Genomic DNA, 21071 nt, shown 5'->3' on the forward strand with positions numbered 1-21071 from the left:
GCCCGGCCCGGGGCATAGCACTGGGCAGTCAAAGGAAACGGAGCGGGTCAGCAAGGGGCCAGGTTGCGGCCCCTTTCAGGATCAATGTGCGGAGGCGGCCACTGGCTGATCTGGGTCTTTGTTAGTGACGCGCATCAATGCCGTCATCAGGAAGGCGATGACCAGCAAGGCGCTGAGGAACAGCAAACCCGTGGCTGCGCTCTGGCTGTTGCCCTTGACCACACCGATCATCGACGGCCCGACGAAGCCGCCGAGGTTGCCGATCGAGTTGATCACGGCAATCGAAACCGCTGCGGTAGCACGGTCGAGGAACAACGTCGGCAGTGCCCAGAAGGGCGACTTAAAGCTGTACAGGCCGGACAGCGCTACGCAGATCATGGCCATCGAGGCCACCGCACTTGGCAGCATGCCCGCACCAATCAGGCCGAGAGCTGCGACCGCCAGCGGAATGGCCGAGTGCATCTTGCGCTCGTTGCGCCGGTCGGAGCTGCGCGACCAGATAATCATCGCTGCGGTGGCAACGATGTACGGCACCATGGCAATCAGGCCGATCTGGGTATGACTCAGGTCGCTGGAGAAGCCCTTGATGATCTGCGGCATCCAGTAACCAACACCCAGGCTGCCGCACTGGTAGACGAAGTAGATAAAGGCCAGGTACAGCACCTTCTTGTTGACCATGGTTTGCAACACGCCCAAACGCTTGACGTTCTTGCGACTCTGGCGATCGCGCTCAAGCTCGGCCAGCAGCCAATCCTTTTCCGGCTGGGTCAGCCATTTGGCCTGCTCCGGCTTGTCGGTCAGGAAGAGGAAACAAGCAATGCCGAGGAAGACTGCCGGCACGCCCTCAAGGAACAGCATCCAGCGCCAGCCGCTCCAGTCGAACCACTTGATGTTGTCCATGATCCAGGTAGAAAGTGGCGCACCGATGATGTAGCTGACGGGAATCGCGGCGGTGAACAGCGCCACGGTGGTTGCCAGTTCCTTGGCGCGGAACCAGTAGGTCAGGTAGACGATCACGCCCGGGAAGAAGCCGGCTTCGGCCACACCTAGGAAGAACCTCAGCACGTACAGCTGGTTGGCGGTCTGGGCAAAGGCGGTAGCGGCGGCAATCGCACCCCAGGTCACCAGGATCCGGGCAATCCAGACCCGCGCACCGTACTTGTTGAGCATGACGTTGCTAGGCACTTCGAAGAGGAAGTAGCCGATGAAGAATATTCCGGATATGAAGCCGAACGCCTCGCTGGTCAGGGCCAGCTCCTTGTTCATCTCCAACGCGGCATAGCCGATGTTGGCGCGATCCAGGTATGACACGATGTAGAGCAGGAACATGAAGGGAATGATGCGCAGGGTGACCTTACGGACAGTGGCCTGTTCATCGACAGTCTTGTTGTTGTTCATGACGACCTCACTGAAAGGCGGACCTTGATCTGCCTTTTCTAATTGTTATCTGTAACAGCCGGTTCAGGCAGAAAAAACCATGCAGACCGGACTGCCGGTCGAAACCGAAAAGCCCGTCTTGCTCAAGCGTCCGTGCTGCGCATCGATTGACAGGGCAACGATGCTGTCGCTGTCTTCGTTGAGGGCGAAGATGAAGCGTTGATTGGGAGTCAGCGCGAAGAAACGTGGCGTTTTTCCAGCAGTTGGCTGCACCTCGACCAGGTTCAAAACACCCGTTTCGGTGTTGAAGGCATACACCGCGATGCTGTCGAAACCACGGTTGGACGCATAAACAAATCTGCCGCTTTGATCGACTTCGATTTCCGAGGCACGGCTATTGCCGGTGTAGGATGAAGGTAATGTCGACAGCACTTGCAGAGGTTCAAGGCCACCAGTTTGGCTGTCTAGGCGATAGCTGGTGACTGTTGAATCCAATTCATTGATGGCAAATGCGTAGGGTGCGGTCGGGTGCTGAGCGATATGCCGCGGGCCAGCTCCCTCACGGGTTACTACGAATGGGGTTTCTGCTGGGTACAATTTGCCGTTGTCGAAACGGAAACTGAAGATCCGGTCCAAGCCCTTATCCGGGACCAGGACGAAATTGCCAGATGCATCAAAAGGATTGAAGTGAGGCTTGGCAAATGGTTGCTCGACACGATGCGGACCAACCGGACCTTCGAGTTGCACCAGTTGACATACTTCACCAATACGCCCGTCTTCTAACACGTCAAGAACAGCCAGCGTTCCGGTGACGTGGTTTGAAACAACCATGAAACGCTCACTAGGATCCAATGCCAGGTGAACGGGGTTGCGGCCTTCACAACTTTGAGTGTTGAGTAGGCTCAACGTCCCATCGTTCCGATCGACAATGAAGGCACTGACTTCGCTGCGATCACCGTGTACGGTGTAGAGCCGGTCACCTGCCCGATTGAGGGTGAGGAACGACGGATTGACCAGATCATCCAGCACCTGGATCTGCTCCAGAGTGCCAGCGTCCTGATCTACCCGGTAAACGGTGATACCGTCACCCCGGGCATTACGCTCGCGGGTCGTTCGCGAACCTACATAGGCGTACATTGGGTCATTCTCCCGATTGCTGATGCAATTGACAGCGGGTACATGCCTTTGATGAGGCAACAGTACCCATTGCGGCAGCATCGCTGCCACCGCAGTTCAAGGCTTGAGTACCGTGCGGGTTATCCGCGGGTTCGCTTCACTACCTTACGGATCACGTAGGGCAGCACCCCACCGTTGGTGAGATAGCGAATTTCCTGCAAGGAATCGAATCGAGCAATCAACTCAAATTGATCGCGTGCGCCATCGACTCGAACGACTTCAAGGCCGATTCGATTCTCACCAACCACTAACTCATCCAGGCCGACAAAGTCGAAGTGCTCGCTACCGTCAAGTTTCAAATCCGCAACGCTCTGCCCTTGCTTGAAGACCAGAGGTATCACTCCCATACCGATGAGGTTGCTGCGGTGAATACGTTCGATGCTGCGCGCCACTACCGCTTTCACTCCCAACAGCGCCTGGGCCTTGGCGGCCCAGTCGCGACTGGAGCCCGCGCCATAGTTAATGCCAGCGAACATGATCATCGGAGTGCCGGCATAGGTCTGAGCGGCTTCGTACAACGGCAGGCACTCGCTGTGATCCGCATTCCACGCCCAGCCACCTAATCCAGGCTGAGACTCTCCAAGGAGCTGATTCTTCACTGTTTTATTAGTGAAGGCACCGCGCAGCATGACTTCGTGGTTGCTCCGTCGGGTAGAGTACTGATTGAGATCCTGAGGATCCTCTCCGCGCTCCAAGAGCCACTGTCCAGCGAGGCTACTGGCTGGAATGGCGCCCGCCGGTGAAATGTGGTCTGTGGTGACGTTATCGCCAAGGACCATCAGTGGCCGAGCGCCCTTGATTGCCAGGCTGGTCTTGGGCTCAGCCTGAATATCGGCCAGATATTGGGGACGACGCAGGTAGGTTGACCGCGGATCCCAAGGGAACTGGACGCTGCCCTCGGCAGACAGTGCTTGCCAATGATGGGTGCCATCCCAGACGGTGGCCAAGCGCTGCTGGAAGAACTCCGGTTTGACTACCTGAGCGGCCAGCGCTGCAACTTCCTCGTCGCTAGGCAACAGGTCGTGCAGGAACACCGGATTCCCTTTCCCGTCCTGACCCAGCGGTTCACTTGTGAGGTCGACCTCAATGGTGCCGGCAATTGCAAAGGCAACGCATAGGGCTGGAGAGGCAAGATAACCTGCTGGCACTTTGGGGTTAACTCGCCCTTCAAAGTTGCGGTTACCGGACAGCACTACCACGCCCTTCAAACCCTGGTCGGCAAAGACCTCGACATGCTCTTCAAGCTTGCCGGAGTTGCCGATGCAGGTCATACACCCAAAGCCCGCCAAGTCGAAGCCAAGTGCTGAAAAGTCTTCAAGCAGACCGGCCTCAGCGAGGTAGTCAGAAACAACTTGCGAGCCTGGGGACAGGGATGTCTTGACCCACGGTTTACGATTCAGCCCCAGACGGCGTGCATTGCGAGCCAGCAAGCCAGCCTGGATCATTTGTGCTGGATTGGCTGTATTTGTGCAACTGGTGATCGCGGAGATGACTACAGCACCGTGCGTGATGGGCTCGCCGAACGACGGCTCGAAATATTGTTCGACAGAAGGCCCGGCGATCAGGTTACCACCACCCAAAACCTCATCGCGGAAGGAGCTACCTGATTTCGACAATGCTTGCCGCTGATGCGGCTGGTAAGGACCAGCAACGCTCGGCTCGATACTGGCCAGATCCAGATCGATGAGCTCGTCAAACGACGGCTCCGGAAGCTCATTGCTTCGATACAGGTCTTGCGCGTGCATGTAGGTGGCGGCTTGCAGGCACAGTTCTGGTGATCGACCGCTAAGCTGCATGTAGCTATGAGTCTGATCGTCGAACGGGAAGAAAACGACCGTTGCGCCATATTCGGGGGCCATGTTTGACACAGTGCCGCGAGCAGCCCAGCCAAGCGTAGAGAGGCCTGGGCCGGAGAATTCAACGAATTTGCCAACCACCGAACGCTTGCGCAGAATCTCGGCAACATGGAGAGACAGGTCAGTTGCAGTGACACCTGGACGCAGCGCGTTTGTCACTCGTATCCCAATGACCTGTGGGAAGCTGATCGGTACCGGCTCACCGACCATGGCAGCCTGCCCCTCCAGCCCGCCTACACCCCAGCCCAACACCCCGATAGCATTGATCATAGGTGTGTGACTGTCGGTAGCGACCATGTCGTCCGGATGCAGCAAGCGCCGGCCATCATCAGTGCGACTTTCCCAGACAACCTTGGCCAGAGCCTCCATGTTCATCTGGTGGATGATTCCGGTACCTGGTGGGATTACACCAAAGTTGTCCAGGCTTTTCTGAGCCCATTTGATGAAACGATAGCGCTCACTATTGCGGCGAAAATCGATGTCCAGGTTCTGCTCGACCGCATCGGCATCGGCATAGCTTTCGACGATCACCGAGTGGTCAATGGTCAGCACCGCAGGGATCAGCGGGTTCATCGCGCTTGGATCACCGCCGAGTTCGGCTACTACATCGCGCATGCCCGCAAAGTCGGCCAGGGCCGGCAAACACGTGGTGTCGTGGAACATGAGGCGGTTGGGCTGGAATGGCACTTCGCAGTCCGGGCCATCGCCGATTGCCCTAGCCAGGACTGACTCCAGAGCTTCGGGAGAGCAACGGGCCACATTCTCCAAGAGAATACGAATGGAGTAAGGCAGGCGCTGCAGTTGGCTGGTGCTCAGCAGCTTTTTAAGATCGATGTAGGCGAATTGCGTCCGGTCGATCTCAAGGGTGCTCATCAGGTCGCGGGCAGTCTGGGTCATGCTCGAATCGCTCTGCGTCTTATCGTTGTGACAGCGTCAGCTCAGGCAAGCGACACTGGTGATGGACCAATGCTAGGTCCAGCGCCGCAGGTTGAAAATTGATAAATCGCCATGGCAGCGTTCTCCAAGAGAGAACGCTAGCTTTGAGAGATCAAGCATGAGATAGGGAACGGTCTGGTCGAGATTGCAGCAACGACTACCCTGCAGGCGCCCGTATCTTGTCGATAAAACTGCGTAAAGTCGGCGCCGCTGTATCGTAGCTTTGCAATACCAAAAGCAGTTGTCGAGCGGACCAGCCTTCATCGAGACGCACAATCTTGAGCTTCAGACTGCGCTGGTAAGGCTTTACCACTGATCGCGGCAAGACAGCTATGCCCATGCCGGCCGAAACCATGCGACAGATGCAATCAAAACTGCTGATACGGATTCTGAGCTTCAGAGGCATTTCGAGCGCTTCAGCCTCCCGAGTCAGTAAGCCATACACTGAGCTTTCCTGATGAGGTCCGACCATCTCGTGTTCCAGCACCTGAGCGAATCGCACACTGGAGGCATCAGCTAACTGGTGATCCAAGGGCACCACCAGGACCAATTCATCCGAGCGATAAGGGATTGTCTGCAAACCTCTGGCAGCCGTCTGCGAGGCAATAACCCCCAGGTCGGCGCGCCCTTCTGCCACTGCGCTGATGACTTCGGCCCCAACCCGTTCCTGAATATCGAACCGAATCAACGGATACTGAGCTGCAAACTCCGTGACGTCAGCTGGCAGGAATTGAGACAGCGCCGAGGTAATTGCGTGTATGCGGATATGCCCCTTCACCCCTTCAGAGAACTCACCGAGCTCCGCATCAAGGTTTTGCAAGGTCTGTCGAACTTGCCGGGCGTAAAATAGCAATGACTGGCCGGCAGGCGTCAACTCAACACCACGCGCCCGGCGTATGAGAAGGGGCGCACCCGCGAGCTCCTCTAATTCACTGATTCGCTTGCTCACTGCCGAGACAGCAAGGTGCCGAAGGCTTGCGGCATGCGTGAGATTCAATGTTTCAGCCACCGCGATAAATACATCGAGGCTGGTCAGGTCGTAGCGCATTGCTTCTCCAAATGCTTACTGCAGACTAAGGGGGGTGGACCCGAGCCTTGGCACACCAAACGAACAGCCCTAAGCACAGTGAGGCTAGAGTGAAAACGATAGCTCTCGGTCCAGATAGCGCGCCTGAATCACATGCCCCTTCTCCAAGAGATCGAATGGCTCGCACAGCGCCCCTGTTGAAATGACTTCACCCGCACGTATCGTGATCCCCCGCTCGGCTGCATGCGCATAAAGGGATTGAAGCGCCATGACCGGATCGGTTGCCAAATCCCCCCGCAATGCTCTAGACCTCTCAACGCCGTCAACCGACACCACCGTCGTCTCGACAAGCTTATCCAGGATCTGCTGGCTGAACCCTGAACATGCCGAAGGGCCCAAGACCAAGGCCTCGAATCCAACATTATCAGCCACGAAGCTTGGCCATCCCACTGTCTTGCGATTAATGAAGCGTGATCGGACGATCTCGAAGGTCAGCAAGGTACTGCGGATATCTTCTGCCTGGATAGTTCTGCCAAGGAGCGGGGGCAGATCGCGATCAATTATGAAGGCAATCTCACACTCAATGGTCAGAGGACTGGGGCCGGACCAAGCCAAGTGCACACCACTCTCATGGCAGCGAACCCGGTCTAATTGACCGATCAATGGACGAGACAACCCTGCCGTGTCCATCGCCGCACGGCTGCCCACCCCTAGCTTCCATCCACCACGCTCACACCCAACTGCTTTGAACAGCTGGTCCTGGGCGTCATAACCCTGCGATAGAGAAACGGGCCGAATGCTGGCTGGCAACTCCGCCAGCACATTTCTTGAGCGCCACGTCTCAAGAAGCAGGGATGCTGTAGCGTTGGTATCAATTGACGGTAGATTCATCGCGACTCCAACAACTCAAGAACATACGCTTTAGGTAAAATTCAGTTCACGCTTCATTAGCAGCTGCTCGGAATCTCACACCAAGAGACTGCTCATAAACTTTGATCATGGCGCCTTTGTCCTCATTGCCATACCCCTGAAGCAAAGCGGCTTGATAGATCCCAGAGGCCGCCGATAGCAACGGAGTCGGAAGACCATGCCTGTAGGTTATAGCAGAAGCATTTACCAAATCCTTGTAAGCGTCTTGCAATGGATAGGCGCTGGAAAAGTCACCCTTAAGGATACGCTCCAAGAAGTAATCAGACGCATGACTTCTACCAGTACCACTGTTCACAATCTCGGCTACTTTTTCGCTATCCAGACCGAGCTTGACAGCCAATGGTAAAATTTCAGCCAGGGCTGCACAGTTTATATTGTACAGAAGCTGATTGATCAGCTTTGAAAGCTGACCCATCCCAGCATCACCCATGTACAAGGTTTTACTTGCCATCGAATGCAAATAGGGCAGCACTTCGTCATACGCTCCCCGATCACCCCCACACATCATAGTTAGCGTACCGTCATGAGCTCGCTTTGCCATGCCGGAAACGGGAGCATCTAGGAACCTAATCCCCGTCACCGCAAGCCTATCATTCACTCGCAATGCAGCCTCTGGACTGATAGTGCTTGTATCAACTACAAGACTTCCAGGCTTGAGTCGGCTCGCCAATCCGTTTGAACCAAACAATACCTCCGACACCACATGGTCGTCTGGCAATGAGAGGAAGACAATATCGCTGGCACTCAGGTCGTCCATACTGGAAGCGATTGTCGCTCCGCTTTTGGTTAAATCAGGGTACGCTCGAGTGCTTCGAGAGATTACTGTCAACTGGGAATGGTAGCGAAGAAGATTAGCCGCCATCGGCTTGCCCATCTGCCCCAGCCCAATAAACGCTATTTTCATACGATTCACCATGATTTAAATTTTAAAGGGTGGCATCCAGCCACCCTCCCCACGATCAAGTCGAACTCATTGGAAACAATCCGAACATCAACGAGAGCGCCATGATCAGGAAGCTCAATGCAAATGCCAATTTCATTGTAAACTTTTGATGATCGCTGAACTCGACTCCGGCCAGCCCACAGAGCAAATATGTCGAGGCGACTAAGGGGCTCAACAAGTGAACGGGCTGACCGATCAAAGATGCCCGGCCGATCTCTGCATGCGTGATGCCATACACCTCTGCCGCCTTGGCCAGTACAGGCAGTACGCCGTAATAAAACGCGTCATTGGACATGAAGAACGTGCCTGGAATGCTAGCCAGTGCAGTTATGGGAGCCATATATGGGCCCCACGTTTCCGGCAACAGCGACAGGAAGCTTGTAGACATTGCATCTACCATACCTGTTCCCGATAAAATTCCCGCAAGAATACCTGCCGCCAAGAATATCGAGATCTGATTCAGGGCAGTCGGCGCATGCGACGAAATACGCCTGCGCTGATCATGAATGTGTGGGTAATTGATAAGCAGGGCAATGGAGAAGGCCACCATGAAAAGCACGGCAACAGGTAAAACTTCCATCACCAAAGCCGCCATCAGCCCCAGTGTGAGAATCGCATTAAGCCAAAACATCTTAGGTCGACGCAGTTCCGCATCTTCCTCGGACATTGCAGGGGTCCATCCTTCATTTGCATCTTCATCGAATACCGTTGCTGCAGCGCCTACGGACAAGCGAAGCGTACCCAGCCTCTTGCGCTCGCTCAGCCCTACGAAATAGGCCAGGGCCAAGACGCCGAGGAAGCTGATGATGAGCACGGGAACGAAAGGCAGGAATAGTTCAGAAGTTTCCACTTGGAGCGAAGAGGCAGCCCGCGCCAGTGGACCACTCCAAGGTAGCAAGTTGGTAACACTGGCTGCGAGGATAACCATGCAGGTCAGGCATAGCGGGTCCAGGCGAAGACGCTTGAATAAGGGCAACATGGCAGTCACGGTGATCATGTAGGTCGTGGAGCCATCACCGTCGAGTGAAACAAGGCCCGCAAGCAAAGTGGCATACACCACCGCTTTCAGCGGATCGCCTTTGATAAGCTTCAGAAACGTCCTGATAATCGGATCAAAAAGACCAGTATCAAACATCACTCCAAAGTACATGATCGCAAACATGACCATGATTGCCGTAGGGGCCACCTTTCGCAGCCCCTCGATAATCATGTCACCCATCTCTGGACCAAACCCGCCCATCAATGCAAACGCAATAGGAACTGTAGTCAACGCAACCAAAGGCGAAAGGCGCTTGGTCATGATCAAGGCCATAAAGGTCGCGATCATGGCATAACCGAGAAATGAAAGCATATGAGACACCTTGATTTAAATCGATTTTATTTTTGTACAATAGCGCCATCGCGCCTCAAGGTTGCCGCTTGGCTCAAAGGCTTTGCGACATTCATTATTTACAACTAGCCTTTAACTCATATGCAAACCGCCATTGAGAGAGAAATCCGCTCCATTCGCATAGGCTGACTCTTCAGAAGCCAGCCAAGCGCAGATGGAAGCAATTTCTTCCGGCGTGCCAAGTCGTCGGGCAGGGATATCTTGAATTACGCGATCCATGAGCTCGCTTCGTGTAATTGCTTTGAGCCGCTGAGTTCCAATATAACCCGGCGATACCGTATTGACTGTCACACCACGAGAGGCTACTTCCCTAGCCAAGGCTCGGGTAAAACCTCTAATGGATGACTTAGCTGTTGCGTAGTTTACTTGGCCTACATGACCTAACTGTGCATTGACTGATGAAATATTGATAATGCGCCCCCAGCCCTGGGACGTCATACCGTCGACTACCTGTTTGGTGACGTTAAACAGCGAGTTCAAATTGGTGTCTATTACCGTCCGCCAATCCGAGGGCCCCATATCGCTAAAGCGCACATTGCACGCTGTTCCTGCGTTATTGACCAGCACATCAACCTGCCCGACATCACGCTTCACTTTGGCGAAGGCTTCAACCGTAGATGCCCAATCGGCAACATTGCCTTCGGAAGCGACAAATTCAAAGCCAAGGCCCTGTTGTTGCTCCAGCCACTCGGCACGTATAGCCGAATCGGGACCGCACCCCGCAACTACCAAAAACCCATCCGAGAACAGGCGCTGGCATATCGCGGTACCGATACCGCCCATGCCGCCAGTGACAAACGCAATCCGCTTTTTCATATCGTTCTCTCTTATTACAAATAATTATTTTTATTCGAGCAACAACGTGAAAATGCTCGACCATCTACTAATTAAATAGTCAATAGCACCACATATTACCGACTACACGGCAATTGAGAATTGAGCTTTGCGCAAGGGTCCGTTCTCCATTGGAGAACAATCATGAATGCCTCAGCTTGCGCTGAGGCAGGACCAAAATTCAATGAAACCACATCTATCTGTAACAATATATTTCATATTGAGACGGACTTACTAAACAGCACTCTAGAGGTAGGCCTGTCGGCCCGCCGGGCGCTATCACTACAGATGCACTTTCACACGACCAGGGTTACTGAATCCAACTGCTGCCTTTCTTGCGTTTGCTCAATCAACTGCTCAAGCACAAAAGGCAGAATGCCGCCACTTTGGAAATAAACCGCCTCAATCGCAGTATCAATGCGCGCCCGCAATGTCACATCCAGAACAGATCCATTTCGGCGAGTGATGCGCATAATCACGTTTTGACCAGGCTCTACACCGCCATCGACTCCTAGAAAATCGAAGGATTCTGTGCCATCCAAGCCCAGGCTACGCGCATCCTCACCCGGCTGGAACTGGAGCGGCAATACGCCTAAGCCTGCAAGATTGTTGCGGTGAATACGCTCGAAGCTCTTGGCGATCACGGCCCGAACCCCAAGCAGACGGGTACCCTTGGCCGCCCAATCACGGCTCGATCCAGTACCGTATTCATCGCCGGCAAAGATTACTGCCGGAACACCATCGTTGAGGTACATCCGAGATGCCTCGAACAGGTCGGTACGTGTGCCGCAGGGTTGCAGCAGAGTGAAAGGCCCCTCATCCGCGGCACCGTTTAGTTTGGCCGGCAACATCAGATTCTTTAGCCGCACGTTGGCGAAGGTGCCACGCACCATCACTTCATGATGCCCGCGGCGGGCTCCATAAGTATTGAAGTCCTGAATGTCGACGCCCTGCTCCGCGAGCCAACGGCCGGCGCTTGAATCTTTGGCGATACTGCCTGCAGGGCTGATATGGTCAGTCGTGATGGAATCGCCCAGAATTGCCAAAGCCCGAGCATTAAGGATCGGCTTGCCCACGTCCCGCGTGTCGAAGAAATCGGGCTCAGCCGCATAAGTGGAAGCTGGCCAATCATAGATATCACCGGTAGCGGCAGCGATGCTGTTCCACAGATCATGGTCACGGGTCAGATCGGCGTACCACTCATTGTAGAGTTTGGGGTTCGCAGCCTTGACCGAAAGCGCTTTGACCTCATCGTTGTTTGGCCAGAGGTCGCTGAGCATGACCGGGCGGCCTTCAACATCGTACCCAAGAGGTTCAGTGGATAGATCGCAGCGGCTGCTACCCGCTAAAGCAAAGGCAATCACCAGCGGGGGACTGGCGAGGAAGTTAGCGCGCAGGTTACCGTGGATGCGCGCTTCGAAGTTGCGATTGCCCGAAAGCACAGCGCTGCATACCAGGTCCTGGCCCACCACAATTTTTTCCAGGGCCGGGTCGAGCGGCCCGATATTGCCCACGCAGGCACCACATCCGTAGGCCGCAATATCGAAACCGAGCTCACTCAAGGGCTCAATGAGGCCGGCATCTCTCAAATAGGCGGTGACCACACGGGAGCCAGGTGTGAACAGGGTTTTAACCCAAGGTTTCACTTTTAGTCCGCGGCGGATCGCGTTGCGCGCGAGAAGGCCAGCGGCAATCAGTAGCTCCGGGTTTGATGTGTTGGTGCAGGACGTGATTGCAGCGACCAGTACGTCGCCATTCCCGATATCGTAGCCATGCTCGTCAACCGGGAAGCGTCTTTCGAGTTGATCGGCGTGCTTGGCATAACCACCGCTCTTTGCATCCTGGAGCATCACTTCGTCGAAGCGTCGACTAAGGTCACCAAGCTCGACGCGATCCTGTGGCCGTTTGGGACCCGAAACGCAGGGAATGATACTTTCGAGGTCGATCTCGATTACCTCGGAATAGTCGATAGCCCCCCTGGCTGGCGAGCCGAACAGTCCCTGTGCTTTGAAGTAAGCGCGGATCAACTCCACTTGCTCTTCGCTACGTCCGGTCTGGGCGTAGTAGTCGAGAGTCTTCTCATCGACAGGGAAGAAACCGGTAGTTGCCCCATACTCGGGTGCCATATTGGCGATAGTGGCGCGGTCAGTGGCGGTGAGGGAGGCGGCGCCATTACCGAAGAATTCCACCAGCTTGCCGACGACCTTGGCGGCGCGAAGGGTCTGCGTGATCTGCAGAACTGCATCTGTGGCCGTCACGCCGGGGCGTAGCTGACCTTTCAACTCAACCCCTACGACATCAGGCATGAGCATGTACACCGGCTGACCGAGCATGCCGGCTTCTGCTTCGATTCCCCCAACGCCCCAGCCAAGTACCCCGATCCCATTGATCATCGTGGTATGGCTGTCGGTGCCGACCAAGGTGTCTGGGTAGATCAGTCCGTTTTTCTCGATCACGCCTTGGGCGAGATATTCCAGGTTGATCTGGTGGCAAATGCCGATCCCCGGCGGTATCACCTTGAAGGTATCGAACGCCTGCATGCCCCACTTCATCAACTCGTATCGCTCACGGTTGCGATGAAATTCGACTTCCATGTTTTTGCGTAGAGCATTTGGCACGTTGGAATGCTCTGTCTGAACTGAGTGGTCCACCACCATGTGAACGGGCACGAGAGGCTCGATCGCTTTAGGGTCAACGCCACGTGCAGCAGCCTGGCTGCGCATGGCTGCCAAATCGGTCAGCAGAGGTATACCGGTGAAGTCCTGCAGAAGGACGCGACCGACAACAAAGGGAATTTCCTTCTCACGCGCCGCATTGGGCTTCCAACTCGCCAATTCCGTGACGTGGCTCATCAAGATTTTCTTGTCGTCTCGATTGCGCAGCACCGACTCCAACAAAATCCGAATCACCACTGGGAGGCGATTGATTCCCTGAAATCCCACCTCTTCAAGGGTCGTCAGGTCGTGGAAAGCGTGCTGGCGGCGATCCGGGGTTTCAAAGGTACGAAGACTGCTGAACGGGTGATTTGCATTCATGCTCTATCTCGACAGGCTGTGCATTCGGAGACTCGGCCCAACGGGGTCCCCATTGCAGTTGGCAGGTTCTAAGACCTGTGCACCGAGTGACATCCACCACCTCGACAGCACCAAGCCCTCAACCGATTGCTTATTTTCTACCTAAAGCGCAATCAGAGTAGGCTGTAAAAATTGTAGATGTCAACGCGAAAACGCAATAATAGTTTTCCCTTCGCGAAAAAAAACCGCCTTGCGGCGGTTCGAAAGAAAAATTGGGTATGCGCTCAATCGGCCTTAAGCGGGTGCTGAAACACAGCAGATATCGCTTTTTTCCGCCTCGCGGCCTCGATATGTTGGCGCATCAAGCTGGCAGCCAGAAGGTTATCACCAACTTCAATAGCGCTGAGGATATCCAGGTGCTCGCGAGCCAATGCCTGACGCGGGAGGTCTTGGCGCGACTGACGGTACTCTGCAAGTCGACGCAGCTGATCGAGACGACGAATCGTCTGGAGGGCGAAAAGGTTACCTGACCACTGAGCGATCGTCTGATGGAAACGGGCATTGGACTCGAAACGCTCGATGCCACTGATGGTCTCATAACCACCATCGAGAATCGCCTGTTGCTCATGCCTTAACGCCTGCAGCTGGCTCAAGTCAGGTCTGAACTTCGGACTCAAAATACCCGCGGGCTCAATCGCAAGGCGCAGACTATACATATCATCATACGCGTCGAGTGAGTCGATCATCGGCAGGAAACGCCAGCCATAGCCGACTTCCTTCTCCACCCAGCCCTCGCTCTGTACCCGATTGAGGACCTTAGCCACCTCTCCACGAGACGCATCAAGCAGACGGGTTAAATCAGCCTCGGTAACCGAGTCAGCTACGAGTCCATCGAAGCGCGCTTCCGCCAACTTCAAATAAAGAGGGTCATCTACCTCTTGCAGGTACGCCTTGAGCGTTACAGGCAACGGGTCGAACTCACCTTCGAGTCGATAGCCACGATTGCGATCAAAGCGCATCAACCCTGCATCTACTAGACATTCCAGGGCAACCTTGACTGGGGAGCGTGAAGTCCCGATGAGCTTGGCCAACGTCCACTCAGGCAAATGTGCACCTGGCGCAAGGCGTTCGCGCCTGACGTAGCTGATGATTTCTCGCAACGCTTTGCGCTGACTTGAGGTGAGATCGAGGGTCATCCGAGGATTCTACATTTCAAGATAAGCAAGAATAAACACAAGCTGGAGCCGGGCGCGATCGTTGCGTGAAAGCGCCCCACACGACCCCTTTCAATTACATATTGCCTTTGCGATAACATAAACGCAACAATGCAGACTGACGCTCAAATCAGGGGTTACTCGCGCATGTTCACGACCTGGAAAAAATGGTGGCCTACGCCATTTGTAGGCATCACAGGTGCGATCCTCGCTCAATTAGCCAACTGGCCATTGCCCTGGATCATCGGCTCCATGCTGGCTGTAATCCTCGTGAGATGTGCAGGCTGGCTGGTGATTGAAGTCCCTCATGGACGCCAAACCGGCCAGTGGCTGATTGCTACCTCTATCGGCCTGCACTTGACCGAAAGCATGGTGATGCAGATCGTGGGGCACTTCCCGCTCATGCTGATTGCCGCGTTTTTGACGTTACTCCTTGCGCTGCTAGGCATCGGGCTAATGAGCCGTTTTGGTATGGATCGAACTACTGCATACCTAGCCTTCATGCCTGCGAACTTTTCAGAAATGATCCAGATCGGCATTCGCTACCGGGCGAATGTGGGCCAGATCGCCGCCGCCCACAGCGTACGAATGGTCGTCATTATCCTGACCGTTCCGGCGGCAATGTTTTACATGGCGGACGTTTCGCCGAATGCAGTTCAAGCTCACATGCCGACGGACTGGCACTGGCTAGTTCCCATGCTCGCAGCAGGCGTAGTGGCAGCTCGGGCCTGGAAACGGATGGGATGGGCAAACCCATGGATGTTCGGGCCGCTCACACTTTGCGGCTTGATAACTGCCAGCTTCGATTTGCACATGGCGCTCCCTGCGGAAATTAGTCACTTCGCGCAGCTGATGATTGGCTGCTCACTTGGCAGTTTCATCGACCGAAGTTTTTTCCGAGAAGCACCTCTGTACCTGCTGAAGGTCCTCATATTCACCCTCAGCATGATCGCTGGCACATTTTTGTTCGCCTGGGTTTTTGGCGCGATCTCTGATTTTGCCCAGCCGACAGTGGCGCTGGGCATGATGCCGGGAAGCAGCACTGAAATGTATCTCACCGCAGAGGCTCTGCATCTGGGTGCGGGTATGGTGACAGCGATGCAAATCATGCGACTGGTAGTCGTCATGGCTTGTGCCGAGCCCATCCTAAAGTTGTGGCTCAAATCAGGCAGTACGCGTTATCCCGGGCGAGAAGACGAGAGCTAGCGACCTTCCCCGCCTATCGTGCATTCAACAATTGCCTTCGAGCCCAAGTCTATGTGCGACCAAGGTTTCTGTGGAGGGACTGAAAAAAACCGCGATCAAGGAAGCTTTTGGCCAATGAATGCAGTCACGCATTCCCTTGTCGCGGGAGAGGAGGAAACACATAGGAGCAAATCTTGACGCGGTGACACGGCCGAACAAACCAGCAGGACAGGCGATTCAGGTTGCGCATCTTTGCGACAGCCTCTGGATAAGCCCTGCCAGGACGTGCAGCATGGCAAAGCTCAGCCTAAATTGCACCAAATGCACAATAAGAGCATGTGCATAGATCGAATCACCAGCCATCCTTGAATCATCCAAATCATATTGACTTTACTTAAAACAAAATGCAATCTGATTTTGTATTGACTGCTTGAGCCGATCACACGATTAGCAGGCCTGCCCCACCCACCGCGGGGCATCTGAAATGCCGGTATAGCTTTGCTTACCCAATCCTTCCGATCACTCCAGCTTGTACCCGATCGAAGCCTCTGCGCACGGATGATCGGCATCACTTCGGTATCGAGGCCGGATGAAGAGTGGCGCGTGGAGAGCTGACAGGCTGATTCGCCGCCCACAGATCCAGCTCATGCACTGGCCTGACAATAATAAACCGGCCGCTATGCGGCCTTTCCAAGCCCTGAAACACCCGAGAGAATGTGCATTATGGAATGGCTGACGAACCCAGAAATCTGGATCGCCTTTTTCACGTTGACTGCTCTGGAGATCGTCCTCGGCATCGATAACATCATCATGATCGCCATTCTAGTCGGTCGAATGCCTCCCCATATGCAAGCACGCACGCGCTTCTTCGGCCTTGCACTGGCGATGGTCACGCGAATCATGCTTTTGCTGTCGATCACGTGGATCATGCGGCTGACCAACGACCTTTTCGAAATCGCCGGTCAAGGATTTTCCGGGCGCGATCTGATCCTATTCTTTGGCGGGCTGTTCCTGCTCTGGAAAAGCAGCACCGAGATGTATCAAAGTCTCGAAGGGGAAGAAGAATCTGAAAGCAACCCTAAAAGCTTGGCCGGCGGCTTCATCGGGACGATCATCCAGATTGCAATAATCGACATCGTTTTCTCTCTGGACTCGGTAATTACCGCAGTTGGCATGGTTTCCAACGTGCCGGTGATGGTGGCAGCGATTGTTGTCGCGGTGTTGGTCATGATGGCGTGCGCCGGGGCCATCAGCGGTTTCATTGACCGTCATCCCAGCTTGAAAATGCTTGCCCTCTCCTTCTTGGTCGTTGTGGGTACCGTCCTCATTGCAGAGGCTTTCGATGTTCACGTGCCGAAGGGATACGTCTACTTTGCAATGGCATTCTCCCTGGCTGTTGAAGCACTCAACATCCGTATGCGTACAGCTCACGCTCGCAAGCAAGATCCTGTGAAGCTGCGAAAAGACGTGATCGACCACTGATCACCCCGTAAGTCCCATCACCTTCCCGATACTTCGCTAAGCCCAGGCTCAAGCGATCGGGGAGGTGTTCGTCACGATTAGGAAAAGGACGCCATGAGCACGAGATCAATTGGGATTGCGCTGCGCGCTACCTTGGGTTTTTCATGCATCACAGCCCTCAGTTTCTTCTTGGGGTTCTTCGCTCTGCAGCAAATCAGTGAGGTTCGCACACAAGCGCTGGAGATCCAGGACAACTGGCTTCAACGCGTACGAGCCCTCGCCGCTGCCAATACCTCCTTGAACCGCTATCGCATGGGTTCGATGCAGCACATTCTCACCAATTCCTCCGAGGAAATGAACGGCTACGAAGCGAAGGCAACATTACGCTTATCCCAAATCCGCGAGCAGATGGCCGAGTACAGCAAGCTGTTGCGTACTGACAGCGAGAGGGAGCAGCTCCAGGCCTTCAACCAGAGCCTGGATGCATATGCCACAAGGCATCAGGAACTGCTGCAAGTGTCCCGAGCCGGCGACAAAACAGGTGCAAGAAGCCACCTGGCATCAATCCGTGATGCCTACGACCAGATGACCAAAAGTTTTGAGCTTTTGATCACCCAGGCTGATCAAGGGGCGAAAGCCGCAGCAGATAAGTCTTCAGCCTCATACGCAGACGCCAAAATCGGAGTATTAGCCGTCATAGGGCTAGTACTGCTTGGGACGATCGTCATCGCATGGCTGCTGACCCGCAGCATCATCCAGCCGCTAAACGAAGCACTCAAGTGCGCTCAAACCGTGGCTTCTGGTGATCTGACCAATGCAATCAGTCCATCAGGTAACGATGAAGCTACTCGGCTTCTGGAAGCGTTGAGCTCGATGCAGCGAGTGCTGCTATCGACCCTCAGGCAAATAGGTGGTACTTCCACCCAGCTGGCGTCTGCGGCTGAAGAGTTGAATGCGGTCACCGAAGAAGGCGGCCGCGAGACTCATCGCCAGCACCTGGAAATTGAACAGGCTGCAACCGCTGTAACCGAGATGTCTGTCGCCATCGAGCAGGTTGCACGTAATGCGGCCTTTACCTTGGAGCTCACTCAAACCTCGCAACAAAATGCGGTCAATGGGCAACGTTCAATGGAAGAAACGTTGGCATCACTTGGCAACCTGGCGAATGAGGTACTGTCTAGTGTTCAAGAGGTGGAAGGGCTTGCTGATCAAGCGCAGGGAATTGGAAAGGTATTAGAGGTCATTAGGACAATTGCCGAGCAAACCAATCTTCTAGCGCTTAACGCTGCTATCGAGGCTGCCAGAGCGGGTGATGCTGGCAGGGGCTTTGCAGTTGTCGCTGACGAAGTTCGTGCGCTCGCACACCGCACATCACAATCAACGAGAGAAATCGAGGAGATGATAGGGAGTATCCAATTGGGCACCGAGAAGGCGGTCAAATCTATGCAGCTCAGCAACGCCCGCTCCCAAGAGGTACTGGTCAAAGCAGAGCAGGCAAGTGCTGCACTGGAAAGCATCGTCGAAAACAGCAGTGAGATCAGCCGTCAGAACCTTCAGATCACCACTGCAACCGAAGAGCAGGCTCGTGTTGCACGTGCGGTAGACCAGAATATTCTGACCATACGCAATGTCTCTGTTCAGACCTCCGAGGGAGCGAAGCAGGTCACCGCAGCCTCACAAGCTCTAGCAGAGCTAGCAGTGGAGCTGCATTCCATGGTGAAGAAATTCCGCACGGATTGACCATTGAGCTGATGATCTGCAGCTTGATGAGAGGGGATGACACATGCGCAATTTTGACTTGAACCTGCTCCGTGCATTGCGGGCCCTCCTGGGAGAACAAGACGTTGAAGCGGCAGCTATGCAGATCGGAGTACCGCAAGCTGTCATGGATGCAATGTTGACCAGGCTAAGGCTAGCTTTGTGTGATCCCCTGTTGGTGCAGAGTGCGGGCGGAGTGGTGGCAACTGAACGGGCAAAAGTGATCGCTGAAGGCGTTGAACGAATCTTTGAGGAGCTCGACCGACTGATAGTACCTTCACGATCCTGAAACGATGCTTCAGTCACAGTGAATTTCAGAAGGCGTCGAGCAGACGATTGAACGTCAAGCCGACTCATCACCGAGAGAGGCCTGCTTGGCCTCTCGCGCCGCTTTAATCAACCCCTTTAGCCAATCTTGATGGCCGTTGATCATAGGATTGGGCTCGGCGTTGGCCAACTCTATTGCAGGTTTTCCCTTTTGCGTCTCCTGCGTGAGGATGCGGACTCGGCCATGCGGCAGGTTCTCAACCAGCCAGGCGTGATGCACATCAAGCCGTGTGTCGCCCTCACCTGCCCATCCGTGCCATGCGATGCGCCCAGGATTGGTAGCCGAAGGAGGCAGGTACTCATTGCACTGGGCTTCGACGGGAAAACCGAACGTCTCGAAGTAGAAGCGCATACCCTCCTTCAAATCGGGTCCGCCATGGTCATGGAAAACCACATTCGCTGAGTTGCTGTAGTAGGACGGCCACTTGGCAGCCTGGCTGAGTAGCGGCCAGATTTCCTCAGCTGACAGACCTGTGACAATCATCTCATTGGAGGCGAAGTTTTCTGTGAAGCCAGGCAGATAACCTTCAGGCCAGATGATTTCATTCATGATGCGTACTCCTGGATGCAATGGATTTACATCAGCATGAATGCTAGAGTGAAATAACTCCAATCGTGAAAAATTATTCAATCCATCATGGCTGCTGATATCAGGAAACTGGACCTCAATCTGCTCAGGGCATTGGATGCTCTTCTGGATGAACGTAGCGTGACGCGAGCAGCTGAGCGCCTCTCCCTCACGCAGCCGGCCGTCACTGGCATGCTCAACAGGCTGCGCGAAAGCTTCGATGACCCCCTCTTTGTCCGAGCTCAACGAGGTATCGTGCCGACCATTCGGGCTGAAGCGCTTGCTCGGCCTGTTAAGCAGTTGCTAGCGGATGTCGAAGGCATGCTGCAACCTGATTCATTCGATCCTCAGACCGCAGAGATGATCATCAAAGTAGCCTCGACCGATTACGCGTTGCGGGCAATCGTAGTCCCGTTCTTGAGCGCCCTTCGTCAGCAAGCGCCAAATATCAAAATTTCGGTTTTACCGATCGATGACCAATTGCTCCACGTACAGATGGATCGAGGCGATGTTGATATAGCGCTCGTCGACACCGATGCGGCAGTGCCGGGTCTTCACACCGAGTTTCTTTTCAACGAGCGCTATGTATGCGTCATGCGCGCCGATCATCCCGATGCCAAATCGAGCACGCTCTCTCTGGATCGATTCTGCGCACTGGACCATGTCCTGGTTTCCCCATCAGGCGGAGGATTCTGCGGGGTGACCGATGAGGCCTTACGAAGAATTGGCAGGGCGAGGCGAGTCACGGTATCGGTCACGAGCTTTTTGGTTCTGCCAGAAATCCTGTCGGTAAGCGATCTGATCGCTGTTGTACCTCACCGCCTGGCAATTCGGCAGACTGGGCTCGCGATCGTTGATCCACCCGTTGATATCCCAGGCTTCAGCAAACTGCTGGCTTGGCACGAGAGAACTGCGCGCGATGCAGGTCATCGCTGGCTCCGTGCATTGATGGCACAAACAGCAACTACGCTCTGAGGGCGGGAAGTACAGAAGAGCGTCCGGCTCCTCGCCGATCAAGCTTCGGTACGCTGCATTACGATTTCTGGCCAGTTCGTTCAGTACCACGGCTGAAAAA

16 protein-coding genes are annotated in these 21071 nt (G+C 54.7%); 5 read left to right on the top strand and 11 right to left on the bottom strand.

Annotated features, from left to right (window positions below; genetic code table 11):
* Positions 1 to 81: 81 nt before the first annotated feature.
* From ACIP02_RS22270 to ACIP02_RS22315, 10 genes are all read right to left on the bottom strand, one after another.
* Entirely contained in the window at positions 82 to 1398 is a 1317-nt protein-coding gene (locus tag ACIP02_RS22270) for an MFS transporter (RefSeq protein WP_400620656.1), read from the bottom strand.
* A gap of 63 nt (positions 1399 to 1461) precedes the next feature.
* The gene (locus ACIP02_RS22275) at positions 1462 to 2514 is read right to left on the bottom strand and encodes a lactonase family protein (protein WP_400620659.1); all 1053 of its coding nucleotides are present in this window, start codon (positions 2512 to 2514) and stop codon (positions 1462 to 1464) included.
* Positions 2515 to 2633: 119 nt separating this feature from the next.
* A complete protein-coding gene (acnA, locus tag ACIP02_RS22280; RefSeq protein WP_400620662.1) occupies positions 2634 to 5306 on the bottom strand; it encodes an aconitate hydratase AcnA in 2673 nt (890 codons plus the stop codon).
* 196 nt (positions 5307 to 5502) lie between these two features.
* On the bottom strand, positions 5503 to 6393 hold the full coding sequence (locus ACIP02_RS22285) for a LysR substrate-binding domain-containing protein (RefSeq protein WP_400620665.1): 891 nt from the start codon (positions 6391 to 6393) through the stop codon (positions 5503 to 5505).
* Between the two features lie 84 nt (positions 6394 to 6477).
* Positions 6478 to 7263: a 2-keto-4-pentenoate hydratase gene (locus tag ACIP02_RS22290; RefSeq protein ID WP_400620668.1), complete on the bottom strand. Its 786-nt coding sequence runs from the start codon at positions 7261 to 7263 to the stop codon at positions 6478 to 6480.
* 46 nt (positions 7264 to 7309) lie between these two features.
* Complete coding sequence (locus ACIP02_RS22295) at positions 7310 to 8206, bottom strand: NAD(P)-dependent oxidoreductase (protein ID WP_400620671.1); 897 nt, start codon at positions 8204 to 8206, stop codon at positions 7310 to 7312.
* A gap of 55 nt (positions 8207 to 8261) precedes the next feature.
* Positions 8262 to 9596 carry a CitMHS family transporter gene (locus ACIP02_RS22300; RefSeq protein ID WP_400620674.1) on the bottom strand — a complete coding sequence of 445 codons (1335 nt, stop codon included), beginning with the start codon at positions 9594 to 9596 and terminating at the stop codon, positions 8262 to 8264.
* Positions 9597 to 9707: 111 nt separating this feature from the next.
* Complete coding sequence (phbB, locus tag ACIP02_RS22305) at positions 9708 to 10451, bottom strand: acetoacetyl-CoA reductase (protein ID WP_400620677.1); 744 nt, start codon at positions 10449 to 10451, stop codon at positions 9708 to 9710.
* A 314-nt stretch (positions 10452 to 10765) separates the two neighbouring features.
* A complete protein-coding gene (gene acnA / locus ACIP02_RS22310) occupies positions 10766 to 13504 on the bottom strand; it encodes an aconitate hydratase AcnA (protein WP_400620680.1) in 2739 nt (912 codons plus the stop codon).
* Between the two features lie 263 nt (positions 13505 to 13767).
* Positions 13768 to 14679 (bottom strand): FCD domain-containing protein, encoded by a 912-nt coding sequence (locus ACIP02_RS22315; protein WP_400620683.1) that lies wholly within the window; start codon positions 14677 to 14679, stop codon positions 13768 to 13770.
* 165 nt (positions 14680 to 14844) lie between these two features.
* On the opposite strand from ACIP02_RS22315, the gene ACIP02_RS22320 reads away from it, so the two are divergent.
* The 4 genes from ACIP02_RS22320 (at position 14845) to ACIP02_RS22335 (ending at position 19390) form a co-directional block, all read left to right on the top strand.
* Positions 14845 to 15903, top strand: a complete 1059-nt coding sequence (locus ACIP02_RS22320; protein WP_400620686.1) for an AbrB family transcriptional regulator — start codon at positions 14845 to 14847, stop codon at positions 15901 to 15903.
* A 702-nt stretch (positions 15904 to 16605) separates the two neighbouring features.
* Positions 16606 to 17364, top strand: a complete 759-nt coding sequence (locus ACIP02_RS22325; protein ID WP_400620689.1) for a TerC family protein — start codon at positions 16606 to 16608, stop codon at positions 17362 to 17364.
* A 93-nt stretch (positions 17365 to 17457) separates the two neighbouring features.
* Complete coding sequence (locus ACIP02_RS22330; RefSeq protein WP_400620692.1) at positions 17458 to 19083, top strand: methyl-accepting chemotaxis protein; 1626 nt, start codon at positions 17458 to 17460, stop codon at positions 19081 to 19083.
* A gap of 43 nt (positions 19084 to 19126) precedes the next feature.
* Positions 19127 to 19390, top strand: coding sequence for a LysR family transcriptional regulator (locus ACIP02_RS22335; RefSeq protein WP_400620695.1), 264 nt, complete (start codon positions 19127 to 19129; stop codon positions 19388 to 19390).
* 54 nt (positions 19391 to 19444) lie between these two features.
* Here ACIP02_RS22335 and ACIP02_RS22340 read toward each other — a convergent pair whose 3' ends face one another.
* A complete protein-coding gene (locus ACIP02_RS22340; RefSeq protein WP_400620697.1) occupies positions 19445 to 19978 on the bottom strand; it encodes an SRPBCC domain-containing protein in 534 nt (177 codons plus the stop codon).
* Between the two features lie 87 nt (positions 19979 to 20065).
* On the opposite strand from ACIP02_RS22340, the gene ACIP02_RS22345 reads away from it, so the two are divergent.
* Entirely contained in the window at positions 20066 to 20971 is a 906-nt protein-coding gene (locus ACIP02_RS22345; RefSeq protein ID WP_400620699.1) for a LysR family transcriptional regulator, read from the top strand.
* Positions 20972 to 21071 lie beyond the last annotated feature (100 nt).

Origin of the sequence: Pseudomonas sp. NPDC089408, from assembly GCF_044749445.1 — a bacterium.
Taxonomy (GTDB): Bacteria; Pseudomonadota; Gammaproteobacteria; order Pseudomonadales; family Pseudomonadaceae; genus Aquipseudomonas.

Bases quoted from the DNA above. Each gene is read 5' to 3' on its own strand.
- ACIP02_RS22270 (WP_400620656.1), bottom strand. From the start codon at position 1,398: ATGAACAACAACAAGACTGTCGATGAACAGGCCACTGTCCGTAAGGTC.
- ACIP02_RS22275 (WP_400620659.1), bottom strand. From the start codon at position 2,514: ATGTACGCCTATGTAGGTTCGCGAACGACCCGCGAGCGTAATGCCCGG.
- acnA (WP_400620662.1), bottom strand. From the start codon at position 5,306: ATGACCCAGACTGCCCGCGACCTGATGAGCACCCTTGAGATCGACCGG.
- ACIP02_RS22285 (WP_400620665.1), bottom strand. From the start codon at position 6,393: ATGCGCTACGACCTGACCAGCCTCGATGTATTTATCGCGGTGGCTGAA.
- ACIP02_RS22290 (WP_400620668.1), bottom strand. From the start codon at position 7,263: ATGAATCTACCGTCAATTGATACCAACGCTACAGCATCCCTGCTTCTT.
- ACIP02_RS22295 (WP_400620671.1), bottom strand. From the start codon at position 8,206: ATGAAAATAGCGTTTATTGGGCTGGGGCAGATGGGCAAGCCGATGGCG.
- ACIP02_RS22300 (WP_400620674.1), bottom strand. From the start codon at position 9,596: ATGCTTTCATTTCTCGGTTATGCCATGATCGCGACCTTTATGGCCTTG.
- phbB (WP_400620677.1), bottom strand. From the start codon at position 10,451: ATGAAAAAGCGGATTGCGTTTGTCACTGGCGGCATGGGCGGTATCGGT.
- acnA (WP_400620680.1), bottom strand. From the start codon at position 13,504: ATGAATGCAAATCACCCGTTCAGCAGTCTTCGTACCTTTGAAACCCCG.
- ACIP02_RS22315 (WP_400620683.1), bottom strand. From the start codon at position 14,679: ATGACCCTCGATCTCACCTCAAGTCAGCGCAAAGCGTTGCGAGAAATC.
- ACIP02_RS22320 (WP_400620686.1), top strand. From the start codon at position 14,845: ATGTTCACGACCTGGAAAAAATGGTGGCCTACGCCATTTGTAGGCATC.
- ACIP02_RS22325 (WP_400620689.1), top strand. From the start codon at position 16,606: ATGGAATGGCTGACGAACCCAGAAATCTGGATCGCCTTTTTCACGTTG.
- ACIP02_RS22330 (WP_400620692.1), top strand. From the start codon at position 17,458: ATGAGCACGAGATCAATTGGGATTGCGCTGCGCGCTACCTTGGGTTTT.
- ACIP02_RS22335 (WP_400620695.1), top strand. From the start codon at position 19,127: ATGCGCAATTTTGACTTGAACCTGCTCCGTGCATTGCGGGCCCTCCTG.
- ACIP02_RS22340 (WP_400620697.1), bottom strand. From the start codon at position 19,978: ATGAATGAAATCATCTGGCCTGAAGGTTATCTGCCTGGCTTCACAGAA.
- ACIP02_RS22345 (WP_400620699.1), top strand. From the start codon at position 20,066: ATGGCTGCTGATATCAGGAAACTGGACCTCAATCTGCTCAGGGCATTG.